Genomic DNA, 19,607 nt, shown 5'->3' with positions numbered 1-19,607 from the left:
GATGCCGAGCGGACGCCGCCTGGCCGCCGGGCTGCTGATCCTTGCCGCCGCCAGCTTCGCCGCCAGCGCCCTGTTCGGCCCGGCCCTGCTGGGCGTGGTCGGCAATGGCGCCGCGGCGCTGCGCTTCGGCCTGACCCTGCTGCCGGGGCGGGAGCCGCTGATCTCCCGCTACAGCCGCTTCGACGGCGCGGGCGTGCCGGTGCCGCGCTACACCCGCCACCTGACCGAGGCCTGGGCGCTGCTGCTGGGCAGCTTCGCCCTGGCCCATGCCGGCCTTGCGCTCACCGGCCATGGCACCCTGGTGCTGGCGCTGGCCGAGCCGCCCGTCTGCTTCGCCTTCTTCCTCGGCGAGCATGCACTGCGCAACCGCCGCTTCCCGGAACATGGCCCGGCGACGCCGCTGCGGACGCTGCGCGCGATCTGCCTGGCGCATGGCGTGAGGCGGCATGCCGCCTGAACCCGGCCTGCCGCTCATCGGCCGTGCCGCGGAGGAGGTGATCTGCCATCGCGCCGGCGGCCTCGTCACGGTCGGGCGCCTGCTGGCCGAGGCCACCACCCTCGCCGCGCAACTGCCGGCGGCGGGCCATGCGGTCAATCTCTGCACCGACCGCTACCGCATGCTGCTCGGCTTCGTTGCGGCGCTGCTGCGCGGTCATCCGACGCTGCTGAATGCCGATGCCTCGGCGCACCGCTTGCAGGCTTTGGCCGGGCAGTATCCGGGGACCTATCTGCTGGCCGATGCGCCGGTGGCGACAAGCCTGCCTGTCATCCGGGTGGGCGAGGTCGAGGCGGCCGCGGGCCATATCGCGCCGCCCCTCCTGCCCGCCGACCGCATCGCCGCCATCGCCTTCACCTCCGGCTCCACCGGCCAGCCGACCGCGCATCGGAAGCCCTGGGGCGCGCTCGTCGCCGCGGCGCGGGCGGCGGCGGAGCGCTTCACGCTGCGCCATGGCGACGGCCCGCCCTCCAGCATTCTCGCCACCGTCCCGCCGCAGCACATGTATGGCTTCGAGACGACGATCATGCTGCCGCTCCAGGCCGACGTCGCCTGCCATGCCGGGGAAAGCTTCTTCCCGTCCGATGTGCTGGACGCACTGGCCGCCCTGCCGCCGCGCCGCTGGCTGGTGACGACGCCGCTGCATCTCCGCGCCCTGCTGGCGGAGGGGCGGCGGCCTGTGCCGCTGGCCGGCGTCATCTCCGCCACCGCACCGCTGGCGCCCAACCTGGCCGAGGCGGTGGAGCGGGACTGGGCGGTGCCGATGCTGGAGATCTACGGCGCCAGCGAGGCCGGCTCCATGGCCAGCCGCCGCTCCGCGCGGGAGGCGGACTGGCTGCCCTATCCCGGCATCCGCATGGGGGTGGAGGAGGTCGAGGTCCCCGGCCTCGGCGCTGTGCCCCTTGCAGACGCGATCGAACCGACCGCGGGCGAGCGCTTCCGCCTGCTCGGCCGGCGGGCCGATCTGGTGAAGCTCGGCGGCCGCCGCGCCTCGCTGGCCGAGCTCAACCGGTTGCTGGCCGAGGTGGAGGGGGTCGCGGACGGCGTCTTCCTCGCGCCCGAGGATATCGAAAGCAACCCGGCGGCGCGACTCAGCGCCTATGTCGTCGCGCCGGGGCGGAGCGCGGAGGATATCCTGGCGGCGCTGCGGCTGCGGCTGGAGCCGGTCTTCCTGCCTCGCCCGCTGGTGCTGGTGGAGGCGCTGCCGCGCGACCGGCTGGGCAAGCTCACCCGCGCCGCGCTGCGGGCCATGGCAACGCCTTGAGCACCACCACCACCCGGTTCCTGGTGCCGCCCGAGCACCCGGCCCTGCCGGGGCATTTCCCCGGCCGGCCGATCCTGCCCGGCGTGGTGCTGCTGGATGCGGTATTGCAGGCGGCGGGGCTCGGCCAGGCGCATCTGCTGCGGGCCAAATTCACCGCCCCCGTCCTGCCCGGCGATGCGGTGGAGATCGCGCTCTCGCCGCGCGCGGGCGGCCGGATCGGCTTCACCTGCACCTGCCGCGACGTCACCGTCCTGTCGGGGGAGCTGGCATGCAGCCCAGCGCCCTAGAATGGATGCATGCGCCGGAGCGGGGCAGCGTGCTGCTCGCCCGCTTCATGGTCTGGCTGGTCCATAATGTCGGCTGGTGGCCGGGGCACCTGCTGCTGTTTCCCATCGCCGGCTATTTCCTGGCCTTCTCGCCCCGGCAGCGGCGGGTGGCGCGGGCCTATCTCGGCCGGGCGCTGGGGCGGCGGGCGGGGCTGCGGGACCTGTTCCGGCTCTATTTCGCCTTCGCCTCCACCATCCTCGACCGCGCCTTCCTCATGGCCGGCCGCACCGGCCAGTACCGGATCGAGGTGCAGGGGCTCGACGCGCTCAAGGCCCGCATCGCCGAGGGTCGCGGCTGCCTCCTCCTCGGCGCCCATTTCGGCAGCTTCGAGGCGCTGCGCGCGGTCGCCGATGCCGGCAGCCCGGTCGAGGTCGCGGTCATGATGCATGAAGCCAATGCCGCCCGGCTGAAGGCGGTCTTCGGCCTGATGGGCGCCAGCCGCCGCCAGCCGCAGGTCATCCCGCTCGGCACCACGGAATCCATGCTGCAGGCGCGGGAGGTGCTGGAGCGCGGCGGGCTGGTCGGGCTGCTCGCCGACCGCGCCCCGCGCGGGGAGCGGATGCTGCCCCTGCCCTTCCTCGGGGCGGAGGCGCCGCTGCCGACCGGGCCGCATCTGCTGGCGCTCGTGCTCGGCGCGCCGGTGATGCTGGCCTTCGGCATCTGGCGCGGGCCGCGGCATTACGAGGTCCGGTTCGAGCCCTTCGCCGACCCACCGCCGCCTGGTCGCGCCGGGCGCGAGGCGGCGGTGGCGGACCGGGTCCGCCGCTATGCCGCGCGGCTGGAGGCACTCTGCCGCCGTCATCCCTACAACTGGTTCAATTTCTACGATTTCTGGGCGGAGCGTGGGCGATGAGGCACTGGCTCCTCCTGCTGCTCCTCCTCGCCGCCCCGGCCCGGGCGCAGGAGGATGCGGCGCTGGCCCGGCTGATGGCCGGCTTTGCCGCCCAGCCCCGCTCCACCGCTGCCTTCACCGAGGAGAAGGCGATCCCCGAGCTCGACCTGCCCCTGCCGAGCGAGGGCACCCTGTCCTGGCAGGCGCCCGACCGGCTGGAGAAGCACACCACCTCCCCCATCGACGAGGTGCTGCGGGTCGCCGGCGGCCGCCTCCTTTACGAAAGGCCGGATCGCGGCCTCCGCCGCGAATTCGCCCTCGAGGAACAGCCGGAGATGCAGGCCCTGGTCGAGGCGGTGCGCGGCACGCTGGCCGGCGACCTCGCCGCGCTGCGCCGGCACTACTCCATCGCCTTCACCCCCGAGGCGCCGGAGCATGGCTGGCGCATGCTGCTCACCCCGCTCTCGCTGCGGGTGCGGAGCGCGGTGCAGCGCATTGTCGTCAGCGGCCGCGGGCCGCAGGTCCGGCTGATCGAGACCGAGGGCGGCGGCGGGGTCTCGCGCATGCAGATCCATCCCCGCTCGTGAGGCGTCTGATCGGGGCGCTGCTGCTGCTGGCGGCGCTGGGCGGGACGCTTGGCCTCTCCATCGGCATCCGCACCGACCTCGCGGAATTCCTGCCCGCCGGTCGCACTCCGGCGGGCGCCTTCCTGCTGCGGGAGCTGCGGAGCGGCGCCGCCACGACCCTGCTGCTGGCCGGGATCGAGGGCGCGCCGGAAGCCGAGCTGGCGCGAATTGCGCGCGAGACGGCGGCGGGGCTGCGCGCCTCCGGCCGCTTCGCCTTCGTCGGCGACGGCACCACCACCCTGGGCGAGGCGGAACAGGCGCTGCTGCTGCGCTACCGCTACCTGCTCTCGCCCGAAACCCGGCCCGAGGCCTTCACCGCCGCCGCGCTGCGGCCGCGGCTGGAGGCGCTGCTGGACGGGCTGCGCAGCGCCGCCTCGCCGCTGCTCGCCCGCTTCGGCTTCGCCGACCCGACCGGCGCCTTCCTCGGCCTCGCACGCGCCTGGCTGGGCGAGAGCCGGGTCGAGACCCGCGACGGCGCTTGGTTCGCCGCCGGCGCCACCCCGCCCCGCGCCCTGCTGCTGGCCCGCATCGCCGGCGCCGGGCTCGGGGCCGAGGCGCAGGGGGAGGCGATCGCCGCCTTCCGCGCCGCCTTCGCCGCCGCCCGGCCCGGTCCGGCGCGGCTGCTGCTGAGCGGCCCCGGCGTCTTCGCCACCGAGGCGGCGGCAGCGATCCGCGCCGATGTGGAGCTCATCACCCTGGCTTCGGCCGGGCTGCTCGCTGGCTTCCTGTTCTGGCGCTACCGCTCGCCGCTGCTGCTCGGGCTGGTGGCGGTGCCACTGGCGGCCGGGACCATTGCCGGCTTCGCGGCGGTGGCGCTGGCCTATGGCGGTGCGGTGCATGGAATCGCGCTCGGCTTCGGGATGACCATGCTGGGCGTCACGGTGGACTACCCGATCCTGCTGGTGACGCTGCGCCGGCCGGAGGAGAGCCTGGCCGGGGCCGCGGCGCGCATCTGGCCGACCCTGCGCCTCGCCGCTGCTGCCGCCGCGACCGGGCTGGCGGCGATGCTCGGCTCCGGCTTCCCCGGCCTCGTCCAGCTCGGCCTCTTCGCCGGCACCGGGCTGCTGGTGGCAGCGGCGACCACGCGCTGGGTGCTGCCCTGGCTGGTGCCTGGTGCCCGCATCGCCGCCCGGCCCCTGCCGCGCCCCTTGCGCTCCCTGCTGGAGGCGTTGCGCGGGCGGCGGGCAGTGGCGCCGGCCCTGGTGGGGCTGGCGGCACTCGGCCTCCTCGCCCTGGGCGGCCCGGCCTGGCAGCGCGACCTCGCCGCGCTCAGCCCGGTGCCGCGGGCGGCCCAGGCGCTGGATGCGGAGTTGCGGGCCTCGCTCGGCGCGCCGGATGTGCGGCTGATCCTGGCCCTCGGTCCGGGCACCGAGGAGGCGGTGCTGGCCGCCTCCGAACGGCTCGGCGCGGCGGTGGCGCCGCTGCTGGGCGGTGCCGTCCAGGGAATCGACCTGCCCAGCCGCTACCTGCCGAGCATCGCCACCCAGCAGGCCCGCCGATCCGCCCTGCCGGATGCGGCAGCCTTGCAGGCCGAACTCGCCACGGCCAGCGCCGGCCTGCCCTTCCGCGCCGGCGCCTTCGCCCCCTTCCTCGCCGGGGTGGAGGAGAGTCGCGGCCTACCGCCGCTGACCGCCGCCCGGCTGGCGGAGGAGGCGCCGACCATCGCCGCCCGCCTCTCCCCCCTGCTCTCCCGCCGCGGCGAGGCGGTGGAGGGGATCGCCCTCGCCCAGGGCGTCACCGATCCGGCGGCGCTGCGGGCGGCGGTCGCGCGGCTGGCCGATCCGGCCATCCTGCTGGTCGATGTGAAGGCGGAGACCGAGGGGCTGCTCGCCGCCTATGGCCGCGCCACCTTGCTCTGGGCCCTGGCTGGCGGGGCGCTGGTGCTGGCGCTGCTGGGCTTCGGCCTCGGCCGGCCGGGGCTGCGGGCCGCACTGCCGATCGGCGGCGCGCTGGTCGTGACGCTGGCGGTGCTGACGTTGCTGGGGGAGGCGCTGAGCCTCTTTCACCTTGCCTCACTTCTGTTGCTTGCCGGGCTGGCGATTGACTATTCTCTTTTTCTCGCCACCCCAGGGGATGACGATTCGCTGGAAGCCGTCCTGAACTGTGCCGTCGCCACCCTGCTGACCTTCGGACTTCTCGCCTTCTGCGGAACGCCGGTGCTGCATGGGATCGGCCTGACGGTGTCGGTCGGTGTCGCCAGCGCCTTCCTGCTCGCCTGCGCCCTGTCACCCCGGATCGCCCGTGCCTGATCGCTCGCTTTGGCCACTCAGCCTGTCCGCCTGCACCACCGTCACCGCCCTCGGCGCCGGCATCGCCCCGCTGCGCGCTGCGCTGCATGCCCGCCAGGGCGGGCTGCGGCCGAGCGACTTCCCCGGCGGGCCCGAGGATATCTGGGTCGGCCGCGTCCCGGGGCTGGAGGCGGTGGAGCTGCCGCCCGAGCTCGCTGGCTTTGCCTGCCGCAACAACCGCCTGGCCGAGCTCGCGCTGCGCAGCGACGGCTTCGCCGAGGCCGTGGCCGCGGCGCGGGAGAGGCACGGCGCGGCGCGCATCGCCGTCGTCCTCGGCACCAGCACCGCCGGGATCGAGGAGACCGAGCAGGCCTATCGCGGCCGCAGCGCGGATGGCGCCCTGCCGGCGAGCTTCGACTATGCCCGGACGCATGACCTGCAAAGCCTGCCGCTGTTCGTCCGCGCCCGACTCGGGCTGCGCGGCCCGGCCTTCGCCGTCTCCACCGCCTGCACCTCCGGCGCCCGCGCCATGCTGGATGGCGCCGCGCTGATCGCGGCCGGGCTGGCCGATGCGGTGGTGGCGGGCGGGGTGGACAGCCTCTGCCGGCTCACGCTGCACGGCTTCGGCTCGCTCGAATTATTGAGCCGCAACCGGCCGACCCGGCCCTGTGCCGCCGACCGCGACGGCATCTCGATCGGCGAGGCGGCGGGCCTGGTGCTGCTGCAAAGGCCGAAGGATGCGCCCGCCGGCGCGCCGCTGCTGCTCGGCGGCGGGGCGAGCAGCGACGGCCACCACATGTCCTCCCCGCATCCCGAGGGGTTGGGCGCCGTCACCGCCATGCGGGCGGCGCTGGAGGCGGCGGGGCTGGGGCCGGAGGCGGTGGATTACGTCAACCTGCACGGCACCGGCACCCGGGCGAACGACGCCATGGAAGACCGCGCCGTGCACCACCTGTTCGGCGACCGCACCCCCTGCAGCTCGACCAAGGGCTGGACCGGCCATGCGCTCGGCGCCTCCGGCGCGGTGGAGGCGGTGATCGCCGCGCTCTGCATCGAGGATGGGCTGGTGCCCGGCTGCCTCGGCGTCGAGGCGCTGGATCCGGAATTCCGCAGCGCCGTCGCCACCGCGAATGCGGCACGGCCGGTGCGCCGCGTCGCCAGCAATTCCTTTGGCTTCGGCGGCAGCAATTGCTGTCTCGTGATCGGCCAGGCGGCGTGACCTGTTGGATCGGCGGCGTCGCCGTCCAGGGGTCCGGCCTGCCGGGTTGGGCGGCGAGCCAGCCGGTGCTGGCCGGCGCCGCGCCCTGGACCCCGACCGAGGTGGTGCCGCCGCCCCCCGCCCTGCTGCCGCCGACCGAGCGCCGCCGGACCAGCCCCGCTGTTCGCATGGCGCTCGCCGCCGCCGCCGAGGCGACGGCCGGGATCGCGGACCGCGCCGCGCTGGAGACGGTCTTCGCCAGCGGCAATGGCGACGGCGCCGTGGTCGGCGGCATCCTGGAGGCGCTGCATGACCCTTCCGGCATCGCCATCTCGCCGACCCAGTTCCACAACTCGGTCCACAATGCCGCGGCCGGCTACTGGCATATCGCGGTCGGCTCCATCGCGCCCTCGGTCAGCCTCGGCGGACATGACGGCAGCTTCGCCGCGGGGCTGCTGGCGGCGGTGACGGCGGTCGCGGCGCGCGGCCGGCCGGTGCTGCTCTGCGCCTATGACCTGCCGCTGCCGGCGCCGCTGGCCGCGGTGCGGCCGACCGGCGCGCCCTTCGCCACCGCCCTGGTGCTGCGGTCGGCGCCGGAGGCGGGGGTGCTCGCCGCACTCGACCTGCGCTACCGGGCCGAGCCCGCGCCCACGGCACCGCCCGGCGATGCGCTGGATGCGCTGGCGATCGAGAATCCGGCCGCCCGCGCCCTGCCCCTGCTGCGGGCGCTGGCCGCACGCCAGCTCGCCCGGCTGCACCTGCCGCTGACGCCCGATTCCCATCTCCTCGTGAAGGTGGCGCCGTGCTGACGCGCGAGGCGATCGCGGCGCTGGTGCCGCATCAGGGCGCGATGTGCCTGCTGGAACGGGCGCTCGCCTGGGATGCCGAGCGCATCCTATGCGAGGCGGAGAGCCATGCCGCGCCGGACAACCCGCTGCGGCGGGACGGAATGCTGCCCGCGGTCTGCGGCCTGGAATTTGCCCTGCAGGCCATGGCGCTGCATGGCGCGCTCTCGGCCGGCAGCGCGCCGCAGCGGCCGGGCTTCGTCAGCAGCCTGCGCGATGTGCGGATGGCGGCCTCGCGGCTCGACACCATCGCCGGCCCGCTGCGGATCGAGGCGGTGGCGCTGGTCGCTGAATCCAATGGCTTCATCTACCGCTTCGATGTCGCGGGCGAGGGCCGCAGCCTGCTCGCCGGCCAGGCCGCGGTGATCCTGCCATGACGACACCCCGCCGCGCCCTCGTCACCGGCGGGTCGAGCCCGCTCGGCGCCGCCATCTCCCACCATCTGGCGGCCGAGGGGCATGAGGTGCTGGTGCATGCCCATGCCGGGCTGGCGCGTGCCGAGGCGCTGGCCGCCGAGCTGCGCGCCGCCGGCCATCGCGCCACCGCCTTCGCCGCCGACCTGACCGACATGCCGGCGACGGCATCGGCGCTGGAGGCACTGCTGGAGGGCGGGCCGGTGCAGATCCTGGTCCACAATGCCGGCACGCATGACGACGCGCCGCTGGCCGGCATGACCGAGGCGCAGTGGCGCAGCGTGGTCGATGTCTCGCTGAACGGTTTCTATGCCGCGCTGCGGCCGCTGATCCTGCCGATGATCGGCACGCGCTGGGGGCGGATCGTCGCCATCTCCTCGATCTCCGGCCTGATCGGCAATCGCGGCCAGGCGAATTACGCCGCCGCCAAGGCCGGGCTGATCGGGGCGGTGAAGACCATCGCGCTGGAATATGCCTCGCGCGGCGTCACCGCCAATGCGGTGGCGCCCGGCATCATCGAAAGCCCGGCAGTGGCGGCGGCGATGCCGCGGGAGCGCATCACCCAGATCGTGCCCGCGAAGCGCGCCGGCCGGCCGGAGGAGGTCGCCGCGCTGGTCGGCTTCCTCGCCTCCGAGGCGGCCGGCTATGTCACCGGCCAGGCGATCGCCATCTCGGGCGGGTTGGGCTAGGACCGCGGCGCGTCGGCGCCCGACTGCACCAGGATCGCGTTCTGCAGGTTGCGGACCCAGCTGTTGTAATTCCGGTGGATGGTGCCGCCCCCGTAGTCGAGGTTGCTGCTCGTCACGTAGCGGATCGTGAAGCGCCGCGTGTCATAGGGAATGTCCACGACCGCTTGGTGGCTGCGCAGGTTCAGCGTGCCGCGCATCAGCCCCGGCCCCTGGTCCTGCATGATCCAGCCGAGCCCGGCGCCGGCCCGCCGGATCTCCGCCCCGCGCTGGGCGAGCGAGGCCTGGCCGGCGAAGGTGCCGCCCCCTTCTACGATCGGGACGGCGCGCTGGCAGCCCATGAGGGCAAGGGCCATGACGGGGGCAATGACGAGGCTGCGGCGAAGGACCATGTTGGGTTTCTCCCTGGCAGATGGCCGGAACGCTAACCCAAGGCCGGGAGCCTTGCCACCATGCGGGCGGCGACATATCCGTGCTTCATCCACCCCCGCGGAGACCCGCCCGATGTCCGCCCCGCGCCGCCTCGCCGCGATCCTGCTCGGCCTGCTCGCGCTGGCCGCCTGCCAGAGCCGCCAGCCCGCGACCCGCGCCGGGGAGGCGCTGGACCGCGCCGGGAGCCAGACCGGCCAGGCGCTCGGCCGCGCCGCGAATTCCACCGGCAATGCGCTGGAACGGGCGGGCGGCTGGATGCAGCGGCGCACCCAGTAAGGCGGCACGGCATGCGGGCCCGCTGGCTGGCCATCCTGGCGCTTCTGCTGCTGGCCGCCTGCACCCCTGTCGTCATGCCGGCCGGCGCGCCGCAGGGGCCGCCCGCCATCGCACGCGATGCCGTGCTGACACCCGATGGGGCGCGGCTGCCCTTCCATGCCTGGCTGCCGGAGGGTCCGCCGCGCGCCATCCTGCTCGGCCTGCACGGCTTCGGCGACTACTCCTTCAACGCCTTCGACCTTCCGGCGCCGCTGCTGACGGCGCAAGGCATCGCCGTCTACGCCTATGATCAGCGGGGCTTCGGCGCGGCGCCGCATCGCGGCTACTGGCCCGGCAGCGCGACGCTGGCCGAGGATGTCTCGACCGTCGCGCGGCTGCTGGCGGTGCGGCATCCGGGCGTGCCCATCACTCTGCTGGGCGAGAGCATGGGCGCCGCCGTCGCGCTCGTCGCCGCCACCTCCGAGGATCCGCCGCCAGTCGCCGGGCTGATCCTGATGGCGCCCGGCATCCGCGGCCGCGCCGCCATGGGCGCCTTCGCGCGACGGACGCTGGAGATCGCGGCCCATGCCATTCCGGCGGTCGGCTTCAGCGGCTCCGCCCCCGGCTTCTCCCCGACCGACAATGAGGAGGCGATGCGCCGCTGGGGGCGCGACCCGCTGACCACCAAGACCTTCCGCGTCGACCTTGTTTATGGATTGGTCGAGCTGATGGACCGCGCGCTGGCGGCGGCGCCACGCCTCGGTCTGCGGACGCTCATCCTCTATGGCGGCGAGGACCGGATCGTGCCGGAAGCGCCGGTGCGGCAGGTGATGCGGGCGCTGGACCGGGGGGCGCCGGTCACCCTCGCCTATTACCCCAAGGGCCACCACCTGCTCCTGCGCGACAATGACCGGGCGGTGGTCTCGGAGGACATCGCCGCCTGGCTGGCCGTGCCGGGCGCGCCGCTGCCCTCCGGCGCCGAGGCCGCCGCGGCGCGCTGGCTGGCGGAGGCGAAGTAGCGAGCTACTCGGCCGCCGCCGCCTGCATCGGCGGCCGGTCCTCATGCATCCGCGGGCCGAGCCCGACGCGGTGCAGCGCCGAGAAGACATGGTAGATGGTCTTGAAGCAGAGCACCGGCAGCGCCGCCCGCCAGGAGCCGCGGAGATTGCCCGCCAGCATGTTGATGATGCCGTCGCGCATCCAGAAGGTGTTCTTCGGCGCCATGAAGAGCGAGCGCAGCACCGGGTCGTTGATCCGGTAGATCAGCCAGGAAATCCGGTCCATGGCCTGCGCCAGCTCGCGGTTGGTGCGCTCTGCCAGGCGCTGGCCGCGCACCGGGTCGTCCAGCCAGGCATGCGCCGCCTCGGCCCCGAGCTCGCCCGCCGTCATCGCCATCAGCACGCCGGTCGAGAACATCGGGTCGACGAAGCCATAGGCATCGCCGATCATCAGGTAGCCCTGGCCGTTCCCCTGCCGCGCCCGGTAGCTGTAATTGCCGGTGGCATAGACATCCGAGCAGATCTCCGCCCCGCGCATCCGCGCCGCGACGGTGGGGCTGGAGGCGATGCGGTCCAGGAACAGCTCCTGCGCGCTGCCCTTGCGCCCCTTCCAGGCCGACTGGTTGCCGACGAAGCCGACGCTCATGACATCGCCCGGCAGCGGGATCAGCCAGAACCAGCCATCCTCGGCGAGGTGGATGCTGATATAGCCGGCCAGCTCGCCCTCCCGCCGCTCGACATTGCGGAAATGCGCGTAGCTGGCGGCGGTATTGTTGTACTTGTTCGAATCCTTCACCCGCAGCCGCCCGGCGAGGAAGGTGTCGCGGCCGGAGGCATCGAGCACGTAGCGCGGGCGGTAGGTGAGCGTGGCGCCTTCCGCATCCGTCGCGGCGACGACGGCGCGTTCCCCGGGCGGGCCGAACTGGATGTCGGTGACGCGCACCCGCTCCCGCGTCTCGGCGCCGAGCCGCGCGGCGTTGCGGAACAGCAGGGTGTCGAAATCCTGGCGCTTCACCTGCCAGGCATGGGTGCGGTTGCGGTCCAGCGCCTGGGCGAAGGGGAAGGCGCAGCTCCGCCCCGTCCGGTCGGAGACGAATTCCGCGCCCGGCTTGTGCACGCCGATCCCGCGCACCTCGTCCAGGATGCCGAGGCGCTCGAAAATATCGAGGTTGCGCGGCAGCAGGCTCTCGCCGATGTGAAAGCGCGGATGGCTCTCCTTCTCGAGCAGCGTGACACGCCGCCCGGACCGGGCGAGCAGGGCCGCGGCGGTCGAGCCGGCCGGCCCGCCGCCGATGACGAGGACATCGGGGGAAAGGCTGCTGTCTTGCATGGCGCGCACTCTTCCGAATCCCCGCCGCGAGCGTCAAGCGTCCCGATTGCGCCGCCCCACGCCCCCCGGCATCATCCGGATGACGGAGGCGTGGACGCATGGCCGAAGGGATGGATTTCGCCGGGCTCGTGGATCTCGGTGCCGGCACGGTGGAGCGCGCGGCCTTCACCGACCCCGCCATCTTCGCCGCCGAGCAGGAGCGCATCTTCGCCCGCGCCTGGCTCTTCCTCGGCCATGAGAGCCAGATCCCGGAGCCGGAGGATTTCTTCACCTCCCGCATGGGGACCGAGAGCGTGATCGTCGCCCGCGACCGCGACGGGCAGGTGCATGCGCTGCTGAATTCCTGCACCCATCGCGGCATGAAGGTCTGCCGGCACGACTACGGCAAGGCCAAGGTCTTCACCTGCCCCTATCATGGCTGGTCCTTCAGCAATGACGGCAGGCTGGCCGGCGTGCCGGGCGCGCTGGTCGGCGTGCCGCATTTCGACAAGGCCTACCGGGCTGAGCTGCGGCGGGAAGACTGGGGGCTGAGCCGGGCGCCGCGCCTCGCCCTCTACAAGGGCACGATCTGGGCGAGCTGGGACCAGCGGGCGCCCGACTTCCTCGACTATCTCGGCGATATGCACCGCTACCTGGACTATGCGCTGGATGCGCGGGACGGCTCGCCGGGTGGGTCCCGCACCGTCGCCGGCGTGCAGAAGTGGCGGGTGAACTGCAACTGGAAATTCGCGCCCGAGAACTTCATCGGCGACATGTACCACGACATCAGCCACCGCTCGGTGGACATGGTCGGCATCGGCCCGGCCGGCGGGCGGGGGCGCCGCGCCGCCTTCAGGCCGCGGCTCGCCATCGGCTTCCCCGGCCGCGGCCATGGCCTGCTCGGCGAGCTGCCGACGACCGAGACGGAGCCCTATAACGACGCCTGGGCGCTCTATCCCGAGGTGAACGACTGGCACCGCGCGGCGCATGAGGCGCGGATGGCGCGCCTCGCCGGCCAGCCGCGCGTCGCCATGTCGGTTGGCACCATCTTCCCGAATATGAGCTTCCACGGCCGGCAGCCGCGCACCATCGCGGTCGCGCATCCCGTCTCCCCCACCGTCACCGAGATCTGGCGCTGGTGCCTCGAGGATGCGGCGGCGCCAGAGGCGGTGAACGAGGCGGCGCGGTCCTACTTCCTCCGCTACTCCGGCCCCGGCGGCATGACCGAGAGCGACGACATGGAGAATTGGTCCTACGCCACCACCGCCAGCCAGGGCCCCATCGCGCGGCGCCGCCCCTACAACTACCAGATGGGCATGGGCCATGCCCGCCCCGCGCCCGGCCTGCGCGAGGCCGTCGAATGCGGCGAGCTGACCGAGGAGAATGCCCGCATCTTCCATGGCCGCTGGGCCGATTTCATGCGCGGCACCCCCTGGCCGATGCAGGTGCCGCATGCCGCCGAATAATGCGCTGGACCGCTTGCTGCTGCGCGCCGAGATCGAGGACTGGCTGCTGGCCGAGGCCGACCTGCTGGATGCCCGCCGCTTCCGCGACTGGCTCGCCCTGCTGCACCCGGATGTGCGCGTCGCGATGCCGATCGCCCGCAACCTCAGCCCTGGCCTGCTGGAGCGGGAGGAGCGTACCCAGGCCGGGCGCGACCTGATGTGGGTCGACGAGGGGTACGCCACGCTGGAACAGCGCGTGCGCCAGCTCGAGACCGGTGTCCATTGGGCGGAGGAGCCTGCTTCCCGCATCACCCGCATCGTCGCAGGCATCCGGCTGCTGGAGGTCGAGGGCGACCGCGTGCTGGCCGGCTGCCGCTTCGTCCTGCATCGCAACCGGCTGGAGGACGAGACGGATGTGCTGATCGGCCGCCGCCGCGACACGCTGCTGCGGGAGGGCGAGGTCTGGCGCCTGCTGCGGCGGGAGGTGCTGCTGGACCAGTCCGTGCTGCAGGCCAAGAACCTGACGATGTTCCTGTGAGGATGCCGATGCGCCGCCGCGCCCTGCTCGCCCTCCCGCTCGCCGCGCCGGCGCTGGCCATCGCCGAGGAGGCCTGGCCGCCGCGGCAGGTCCGCATCCTCGTGCCCTTCCCCGCCGGCCGCGTCACCGACCTGATCGCCCGCATCCTGGCCGAGGGACTGCGCGACGGGCTGGGCGCGACCGGGGTGGTGGAGAACCGCCCGGGCGCCAATGCCGTGCTGGGGCTGGAGGCGCTGAAGCGCGCCGCGCCCGATGGCGCGACGCTACTGGTCGGCGGCCTCGGCAGCCATGGCCTGCCGCCGGCGGTGATGGCGAATTGGCCCTTCGACCCGGCGGCGGATTTCACCCCCATCGGGCTCGTCGCCGAATTCGTCAATGTCATGGTGGTGCCGAACGAGTTACCGGTGCGCGACGTCGCGGGCTTCATCACCCTCGCCAAGGCGCGGCCGGGGGCGCTGAATTACGGCTTCACCAGCGTCGGCGCCTCCAACCAGCTCACGGCGGAGCTGTTCCAGCAGCGCACGGGCACCCGCATCACCGGAATCCCGCTCGGCGCCACTGGCAATTCGCTGGTGCTGCTGCAGCGCGGCGACATCCAGGTGGCCTTCGAGAACCTGCCGACCGTCGCCGGCGCGGTGCGCGCCGGCAGCGTGCGGGCCCTGGCGGTGACCAGCCCCTACCGCACTGCGCAGCTGCCCGACCTGCCGACGCTGGACGAGGCCGGGGTCGCGGATTTCGCCGTCACCTCCTGGATCGGCATCTATGCCCCACCCGGCCTGCCGGCGCCGCTGCGGGCGCGGATCGAGGCTGCGGTGCAGGGCATCATGGGTGCGCCCGGTGCGCGGCAGCGGCTGGTGGCAGCGGGGTTCGAGCCGGCCTGGCGCGACGGCGCCGCGCTCGGCGCCTTCCAGGCCGGGGAGATCGCCCGCTGGCGCGGCGTGGTCCGCACCGCCGGGCTGCAATTGGACGGCTAGCTAGGCGACAGGCTCGCCCAGCGCCGCAGCCAGGCGGCCGGCGAGGCCAAGCCACATCGTCTCCTCCGCCGCGGCGGGCGGCGATTCCCGCACCGCCTTCGCCACCGCCTCCGGCAACAGGCGCAGGATGGTGGTGAGCATCCGGCGGTCGCGCTCGGCCGGCAGGCGGTGCAGGAAGTCGCCGGCGATATCGCCCTCCCGCACCAGCAGATAGGGACCCCAGCTATCCGATTCCGCGCCGGGCCAGGTCGAGAACATCGCCGGCCAGCTCGGTTGCAGGCGGAATTCCAGCATCGGTCCCTCGCCGCGCAGCGCCAGCTTGAAGCGCAGCCGGGGCCAGGACAGCTCCGCCTCCCGCACCTCCTCAAGCCAGATATCGAGGTGCCGGTAGCCGGCATCCGGGGTGATGAAATACTCCTGCAGCCGCACCGTCAGCGCGGAGGGACCAGCCGGCGGTGGTGGCGGCGGCGGCGGTGGTGCGGCGCGTGGAACCGGCGGGGCCAGGGCCAGCGGCACCGGCTCGGCCGGTGGCGGGGCGGGCAGCGGGTTGCGCGCGGGCGGGCGCGGCGGCAGCGCCGCCTGGCGGAAGCCGACCAGGTCCGACCACTCCACCCGCAGCGGCGCGGCCGGCGCCGTGCCCCGGTGGTGCAGCACCAGCGCCACCGTCACGCTGCGTGGCCCGTCCAGTGGCAGGGCCATCGGCAGCAGCAGGGGCCCGCCATCGGCCGGGGCGCGGCGCCAGCCGCTCCAGCGCGCCTCGGTCGCTTCCAGGGTCAGGTCGGCCTCGGTCGCCACCGGCAATCCGTCCGGTTGCAGCCAGAGCGCGGCCTCCAGCATCTCCGGCTCGCCCCGGCCCAGCCGCAGCTCGGCCTGCAACAGGTCGAGCCCGTTCACCGGCACGCCCGGCAGCATGATGGCGAGGCGCCGGCCGGCGCCGAAGCTCGCCAGCAGGCGCGGCGCCTCATGCCCCAGCGCGACCCATTCCACCTGCCCGGCCGGGAAGCGGGCGCCGTCCCAGATTGCGGCCGGCAGCCGCGCCGGCACGCCGGGCGGGGCGAGGTCGAGGCCGGCGGCCTCGGCATTCCAATGCTGGGGCAGGACGAAGCGGCGGCCGAAGGGCGCGGTCCAGAGCCGGACCGCCAGCGCCCGGTCCCCTGCCGGCTCGCCCGGCACCACCGCCGCGCGCTCCGGCGCCACCAGCCGCTCCTCCAGCGAAAGGGCGAGGGCATCGCCCCATTCCAGCTCGGCGGTGATGTCGAGGCAGGCGGTCTCCCGCACCGGCCCGATCGGCCCCGGCAGGTCGAGCACCAGCCAGCCCGGCGCCAGCGCCTCGCCGGGGACCAGCCAGGCGCCATGGACCTGCCCGCTCTCCGCGCCATAGAGGCGAAGGCGCAGCAGCCCGGCCGGCGCCACCTGCGCCTCGTGCAGATGCACGGCGAGGCTGCACAGCCCTTCCAGCGGCAGGCCGAGCCCCTGCCCGGCCGAGAGCCGGCCCTCCAGCGCATGCACCGCATGGCCGGCGGGCGAGGGGGCGAGGGAGAGGACCTGGCTGGGCGGCACCGGCGACGCGATGCGGCCGGCCTGCTGGGTCAGCGACACCATGGCCTGCCGGTTCGCCTCGGCATCCTGCCGGGCGGCAACCAGGGCGCGGTGGAGCTGCGCCGCGACCACCGCCTGCCGGCCGAGCGCCGCCAGGGCGAGCCGCGCCAGGCCGGGCAGCGCCGCCTCGGCCCGCCGCACCGTGAGCACCGGCGGCGGCTCCGGCCCGGTGGCGGACCACCAGGCGAGCAGCGGCTTGGCCGCGGCGGCATCCGGGGCGATGACGGCCAGCACATCGGCCGGCGGCAGCGGCAGGGCGAGACTCGCTGCATCGGCCGGACGCCCCGGCCGATGCAGCCGGAGCGCATCGCCCGCTGCCGTCACCAGCCAGGGTGTCGCGCCCGGCAGCGCCAGCGCGGCGGGATCGAGGCCGCCGAGGACCAGCAGGCTCGGCCCGCCGGCCTGCAATTCGGCCAGCTCGGCCGGGTTGATCAGCACGGTCGTCATGCCGGTACGTCCGTGGCATGGGTCATGGTACGGCGCTCCGGCAGGGGGCGGGCCGGGATCTCGGGCGGAACCAGCGTATCGAGATGCGCCAGGAAGTCCTGCATGGTCTGCGCCCAGCCGGCGCGGGCGACCCGCGCCGCGGCGGCGGCACCCATGGCCTGCAAGCCAGCGCGGTCTGCGGCCAGCCGGGCGAGCGCGGCGACGAAGCCGGCGATGATTGCCTCCTCGGGCTGATGATGCGGGACGAGGATGCCGTCCTCGCCATCGCGGATCACCTCGGCGACGGCGCCGACATCGGTGGCGATGACGGCGCAGCCCATGCGCTGCGCTTCCAGCACCACCAGCGGCACGCCCTCGAAGCGGGAGGGGACGACCAGCACATCGGCCCAGGCATAGAGCTCGTCCAGCTCCTCCGGCCGGAAGACCGGGGGTTCCACCGGCACGCCGAGCTCGGGGGCCGGCCCCTCTTCCAGCACGGCGCGGCCGACGATCCGCCAGCGCAGGCCGGCATCGCCGCGGCTGATCATCTCCGCCAGCCGGTCGAGCCCCTTCTGCCAGTCGAGCCGGCCGAGGAAGAGCACCTGGAGCGGCCGGTGGCGGTGCCGCTGCCGCGCCGCCAGCGCCGCGGCGACGCGCGCGGGCCGCGTCGGATAGCCGGGGGCGTTCCGCACCAGATGCAGCTTGCGCGGCGGGATGCCGGCGCCGACGCACCAATCGCGGAGCTGCTCCGAGATCACCATGATGCCGTCATAGGCATGTTCGTAGGCGGCCTGGACATGCGGCGTGCCGCGCGGCTCGCCATGCGGCCCGTGCTCGATCAGGTGCAGCCCGCCGAAGGTCCTGACGCCGAGCCGGCGCAGCGGCGCCATCAGCGCCTGGCCGGCGAGCGAATGGACATTCACCACCACATCCAGCCCGGCCAGCACGCCGAGCACATCCCGCGCCGCCGCCGAGCCGCCGAAATGCGAGACGCCGGCGCCGAAATACCCGCCCTCCCAGGCCACGGCATTCTCGCCGAGCCCGTCGATCAGCAGGACGGAATCGAAGCTGCGGGTGAAATCCGCGCCCCGCTGGATGCGCCCCGTGCCGAGCACGATGAGATGCGTGCGCCAGCCGCGGCTGCGCAGCAGCGCCGCCTGGTTGAGCACGACCTTTTCCAGCCCGGCGAAGGAGAACAGCGGCAGTAGGAAGCCGATCTCCCGCCGCCCCGGCTGCGGCAGCCGCGGCAGGATCGGGCCGAGCCCGGCCAGCGCCTGCGCCTCCGCCGCCATACGGCCGCGCGGCGTGCGGTATTCCTGCTTCCAGCCAGCCGGCAGCGCGCTGCGCTGGCGGCGCAGCCGGGCCAGGGCCGCGACCTCCAGCAGCAGGAGGCGGAGCGCGATCGGGCTGCTGACCGGCGCCTCCATCGGCAGATGCAGCCGGAGCAGGGCGGTGATCGGCTGCGGCTGCGGGTCCTGCAGGCTTTCGATCCAGCGTGGCGAGGGATCGCCGGCCGCTTCCCAGAGCACCTGGCTGCGCGCCAGCAGCAGCGGCGCGCCGGCGACATGCCCATCCGCCCGGCCGGGCCGTTCCAGCGCCAGCACCGGCTCCTGCGTCGGGACGATCTCCAGCGCCACCACCTGCGCCTCGCGCAGCAGCCGCTCGGCCCACCAGAAGACCATGTGCAGCACGCCGGCCTTGGCCAGCAGATCGAGCGTCGCGGCCTCGGTGAAGCAGAGCATCTCCGGATGCTGCGCGGCGGCGGGCCGTTCCATGGCGGCCAGCAGCCTTTCGCGTGCCGCGGCGGGCGTCAGGCTGTGGCCGGGCGTGCCGGGATCCACCACCAGCCGCACCGCGCCCTCATCCGGCGTGTGCAGGGCGAAGCGCGGCGCTTCCTCGGCCTCCAGCGCCAGCAGCCGGCGCGGCGTCAGCAGTGCCGCATGCTTGCGCTGCAATTGGCCCAGCAGCAGCGGCCGCAGCCGCTCGGAGGCAGCGAGCATGCTTTCCGGCCGGCGCCGGTAGAGGAAGCCGGCCGCCGGCAGGTGCTGGCCGCGCCAGCCGCGCCCGGCGGCGGAGAGCCAGAAATCCCAGTCCTCGAAGCCGTCGCGCATCGACTCGTCGAAGCGCAGCCCGGCCTCGGCCATCTCGCGCCGGATGACGCTGCCGGCATCGCAGTAATTGCAGGTCAGCATCTGCAGGACCGAGAAGTCGCCGCCGGTGGTCCAATGGGCGTGGCCGCCGAATTCGTCGATATCCGGATAGACCCAGCCGATGCCGGGCGGCGCCGCATCCAGCGCGGCCAGCGCACGGGCCAGGACATGCGGATGCAGCCGGTTGTCGGCATCGAGGAAATGCAGCGCGCGGCAGGCGGGGAAGGCGCTGAGGGCGAAGTCGATCCCGGTATTGCGCGCCGCGGAAAGCCCGCCATTGCGCCGCCGCAGCAGGAAAACCCGGCCCGGATAGGCGGCGGCAAAGTCGAGCGCCGTGCGCGCCGTCTCCGGCTCCGGGCAGCCGTCATCCACGACGATGGCGGCGGCGAGCACGGGACCCTGCTGCTCCAGCACCGACAGGATGGCTTCCGGCAGAAGACCGGGCTGGCGATAGGCGGGGATGATGACGGCCACGCCGATCTCGTCGGCGCTGCGGGCCTCGAGCGGCAGGTCGCCGGCGTCGCGCGGAGGAGTCCTCAACTGCATGACGGCTGCTCCCCGACCGG

The 19,607-nt window shown here is 74.0% G+C and carries 19 protein-coding genes; 15 read left to right on the top strand and 4 right to left on the bottom strand.

Annotated features, from left to right (window positions below; genetic code table 11):
• Position 1: 1 nt before the first annotated feature.
• The 10 genes from JMJ55_RS17045 to fabG are packed head-to-tail and all read left to right on the top strand — an operon-like array spanning position 2 to position 8,918.
• Positions 2-457 (top strand): hypothetical protein, encoded by a 456-nt coding sequence (locus JMJ55_RS17045; protein WP_202826788.1) that lies wholly within the window; start codon positions 2-4, stop codon positions 455-457.
• Positions 447-1,760 carry an AMP-binding protein gene (locus JMJ55_RS17040; protein WP_202826787.1) on the top strand — a complete coding sequence of 438 codons (1,314 nt, stop codon included), beginning with the start codon at positions 447-449 and terminating at the stop codon, positions 1,758-1,760. Before JMJ55_RS17045 ends, JMJ55_RS17040 begins: the two co-directional genes overlap by 11 nt.
• Entirely contained in the window at positions 1,757-2,047 is a 291-nt protein-coding gene (locus JMJ55_RS17035; protein ID WP_202826786.1) for a 3-hydroxyacyl-ACP dehydratase FabZ family protein, read from the top strand. The genes JMJ55_RS17040 and JMJ55_RS17035 overlap by 4 nt, the downstream gene beginning before the upstream one ends.
• Positions 2,029-2,940 carry an LpxL/LpxP family acyltransferase gene (locus JMJ55_RS17030; RefSeq protein ID WP_202826785.1) on the top strand — a complete coding sequence of 304 codons (912 nt, stop codon included), beginning with the start codon at positions 2,029-2,031 and terminating at the stop codon, positions 2,938-2,940. The genes JMJ55_RS17035 and JMJ55_RS17030 overlap by 19 nt, the downstream gene beginning before the upstream one ends.
• Positions 2,937-3,506, top strand: a complete 570-nt coding sequence (locus JMJ55_RS17025; RefSeq protein ID WP_202826784.1) for a LolA-related protein — start codon at positions 2,937-2,939, stop codon at positions 3,504-3,506. The genes JMJ55_RS17030 and JMJ55_RS17025 overlap by 4 nt, the downstream gene beginning before the upstream one ends.
• Entirely contained in the window at positions 3,503-5,794 is a 2,292-nt protein-coding gene (locus tag JMJ55_RS17020) for an MMPL family transporter (protein WP_202826783.1), read from the top strand. Before JMJ55_RS17025 ends, JMJ55_RS17020 begins: the two co-directional genes overlap by 4 nt.
• Entirely contained in the window at positions 5,787-6,992 is a 1,206-nt protein-coding gene (locus tag JMJ55_RS17015) for a beta-ketoacyl-ACP synthase (protein ID WP_202826782.1), read from the top strand. The genes JMJ55_RS17020 and JMJ55_RS17015 overlap by 8 nt, the downstream gene beginning before the upstream one ends.
• Complete coding sequence (locus tag JMJ55_RS17010; protein ID WP_202826781.1) at positions 6,989-7,780, top strand: beta-ketoacyl synthase chain length factor; 792 nt, start codon at positions 6,989-6,991, stop codon at positions 7,778-7,780. Before JMJ55_RS17015 ends, JMJ55_RS17010 begins: the two co-directional genes overlap by 4 nt.
• The gene (locus tag JMJ55_RS17005; RefSeq protein ID WP_202826780.1) at positions 7,774-8,193 is read left to right on the top strand and encodes a phosphotransferase; all 420 of its coding nucleotides are present in this window, start codon (positions 7,774-7,776) and stop codon (positions 8,191-8,193) included. The genes JMJ55_RS17010 and JMJ55_RS17005 overlap by 7 nt, the downstream gene beginning before the upstream one ends.
• On the top strand, positions 8,190-8,918 hold the full coding sequence (fabG, locus tag JMJ55_RS17000; RefSeq protein ID WP_202826779.1) for a 3-oxoacyl-ACP reductase FabG: 729 nt from the start codon (positions 8,190-8,192) through the stop codon (positions 8,916-8,918). The genes JMJ55_RS17005 and fabG overlap by 4 nt, the downstream gene beginning before the upstream one ends.
• Here the strand turns inward: fabG and JMJ55_RS16995 are convergent.
• Positions 8,915-9,307, bottom strand: coding sequence for a hypothetical protein (locus JMJ55_RS16995; protein ID WP_202826778.1), 393 nt, complete (start codon positions 9,305-9,307; stop codon positions 8,915-8,917). The genes fabG and JMJ55_RS16995 overlap by 4 nt on opposite strands.
• A gap of 112 nt (positions 9,308-9,419) precedes the next feature.
• On the opposite strand from JMJ55_RS16995, the gene JMJ55_RS16990 reads away from it, so the two are divergent.
• Positions 9,420-9,623 (top strand): hypothetical protein, encoded by a 204-nt coding sequence (locus JMJ55_RS16990; RefSeq protein ID WP_202826777.1) that lies wholly within the window; start codon positions 9,420-9,422, stop codon positions 9,621-9,623.
• A gap of 11 nt (positions 9,624-9,634) precedes the next feature.
• Positions 9,635-10,621, top strand: coding sequence for an alpha/beta hydrolase (locus tag JMJ55_RS16985; RefSeq protein ID WP_202826776.1), 987 nt, complete (start codon positions 9,635-9,637; stop codon positions 10,619-10,621).
• A 4-nt stretch (positions 10,622-10,625) separates the two neighbouring features.
• Here JMJ55_RS16985 and JMJ55_RS16980 read toward each other — a convergent pair whose 3' ends face one another.
• A complete protein-coding gene (locus tag JMJ55_RS16980) occupies positions 10,626-11,930 on the bottom strand; it encodes an NAD(P)/FAD-dependent oxidoreductase (protein ID WP_202826775.1) in 1,305 nt (434 codons plus the stop codon).
• A 98-nt stretch (positions 11,931-12,028) separates the two neighbouring features.
• On the opposite strand from JMJ55_RS16980, the gene JMJ55_RS16975 reads away from it, so the two are divergent.
• From JMJ55_RS16975 to JMJ55_RS16965, 3 genes are read left to right on the top strand one after another with little or no spacing between them, the layout of a single operon-like run.
• On the top strand, positions 12,029-13,375 hold the full coding sequence (locus JMJ55_RS16975) for an aromatic ring-hydroxylating oxygenase subunit alpha (RefSeq protein WP_202826774.1): 1,347 nt from the start codon (positions 12,029-12,031) through the stop codon (positions 13,373-13,375).
• The gene (locus JMJ55_RS16970; protein WP_202826773.1) at positions 13,362-13,892 is read left to right on the top strand and encodes a 3-phenylpropionate/cinnamic acid dioxygenase subunit beta; all 531 of its coding nucleotides are present in this window, start codon (positions 13,362-13,364) and stop codon (positions 13,890-13,892) included. Before JMJ55_RS16975 ends, JMJ55_RS16970 begins: the two co-directional genes overlap by 14 nt.
• 8 nt (positions 13,893-13,900) lie before the next feature.
• Positions 13,901-14,866: a Bug family tripartite tricarboxylate transporter substrate binding protein gene (locus tag JMJ55_RS16965; RefSeq protein WP_202826772.1), complete on the top strand. Its 966-nt coding sequence runs from the start codon at positions 13,901-13,903 to the stop codon at positions 14,864-14,866.
• On the opposite strand, the gene JMJ55_RS16960 is transcribed toward JMJ55_RS16965, so the two are convergent.
• On the bottom strand, positions 14,867-16,912 hold the full coding sequence (locus JMJ55_RS16960) for a DUF6212 domain-containing protein (protein WP_202826771.1): 2,046 nt from the start codon (positions 16,910-16,912) through the stop codon (positions 14,867-14,869).
• Positions 16,909-19,587, bottom strand: a complete 2,679-nt coding sequence (locus JMJ55_RS16955; RefSeq protein WP_202826770.1) for a glycosyltransferase — start codon at positions 19,585-19,587, stop codon at positions 16,909-16,911. The genes JMJ55_RS16960 and JMJ55_RS16955 overlap by 4 nt, the downstream gene beginning before the upstream one ends.
• Between the last annotated feature and the right edge of the window lie 20 nt (positions 19,588-19,607).

Source organism: Belnapia mucosa, assembly GCF_016775475.1.
GTDB classification, from domain to species: Bacteria; Pseudomonadota; Alphaproteobacteria; order Acetobacterales; family Acetobacteraceae; genus Belnapia; species Belnapia mucosa.
The sequence above is the reverse complement of the archived record's forward strand: the minus strand, read 5'-3'. Positions and strand labels throughout refer to the sequence as shown.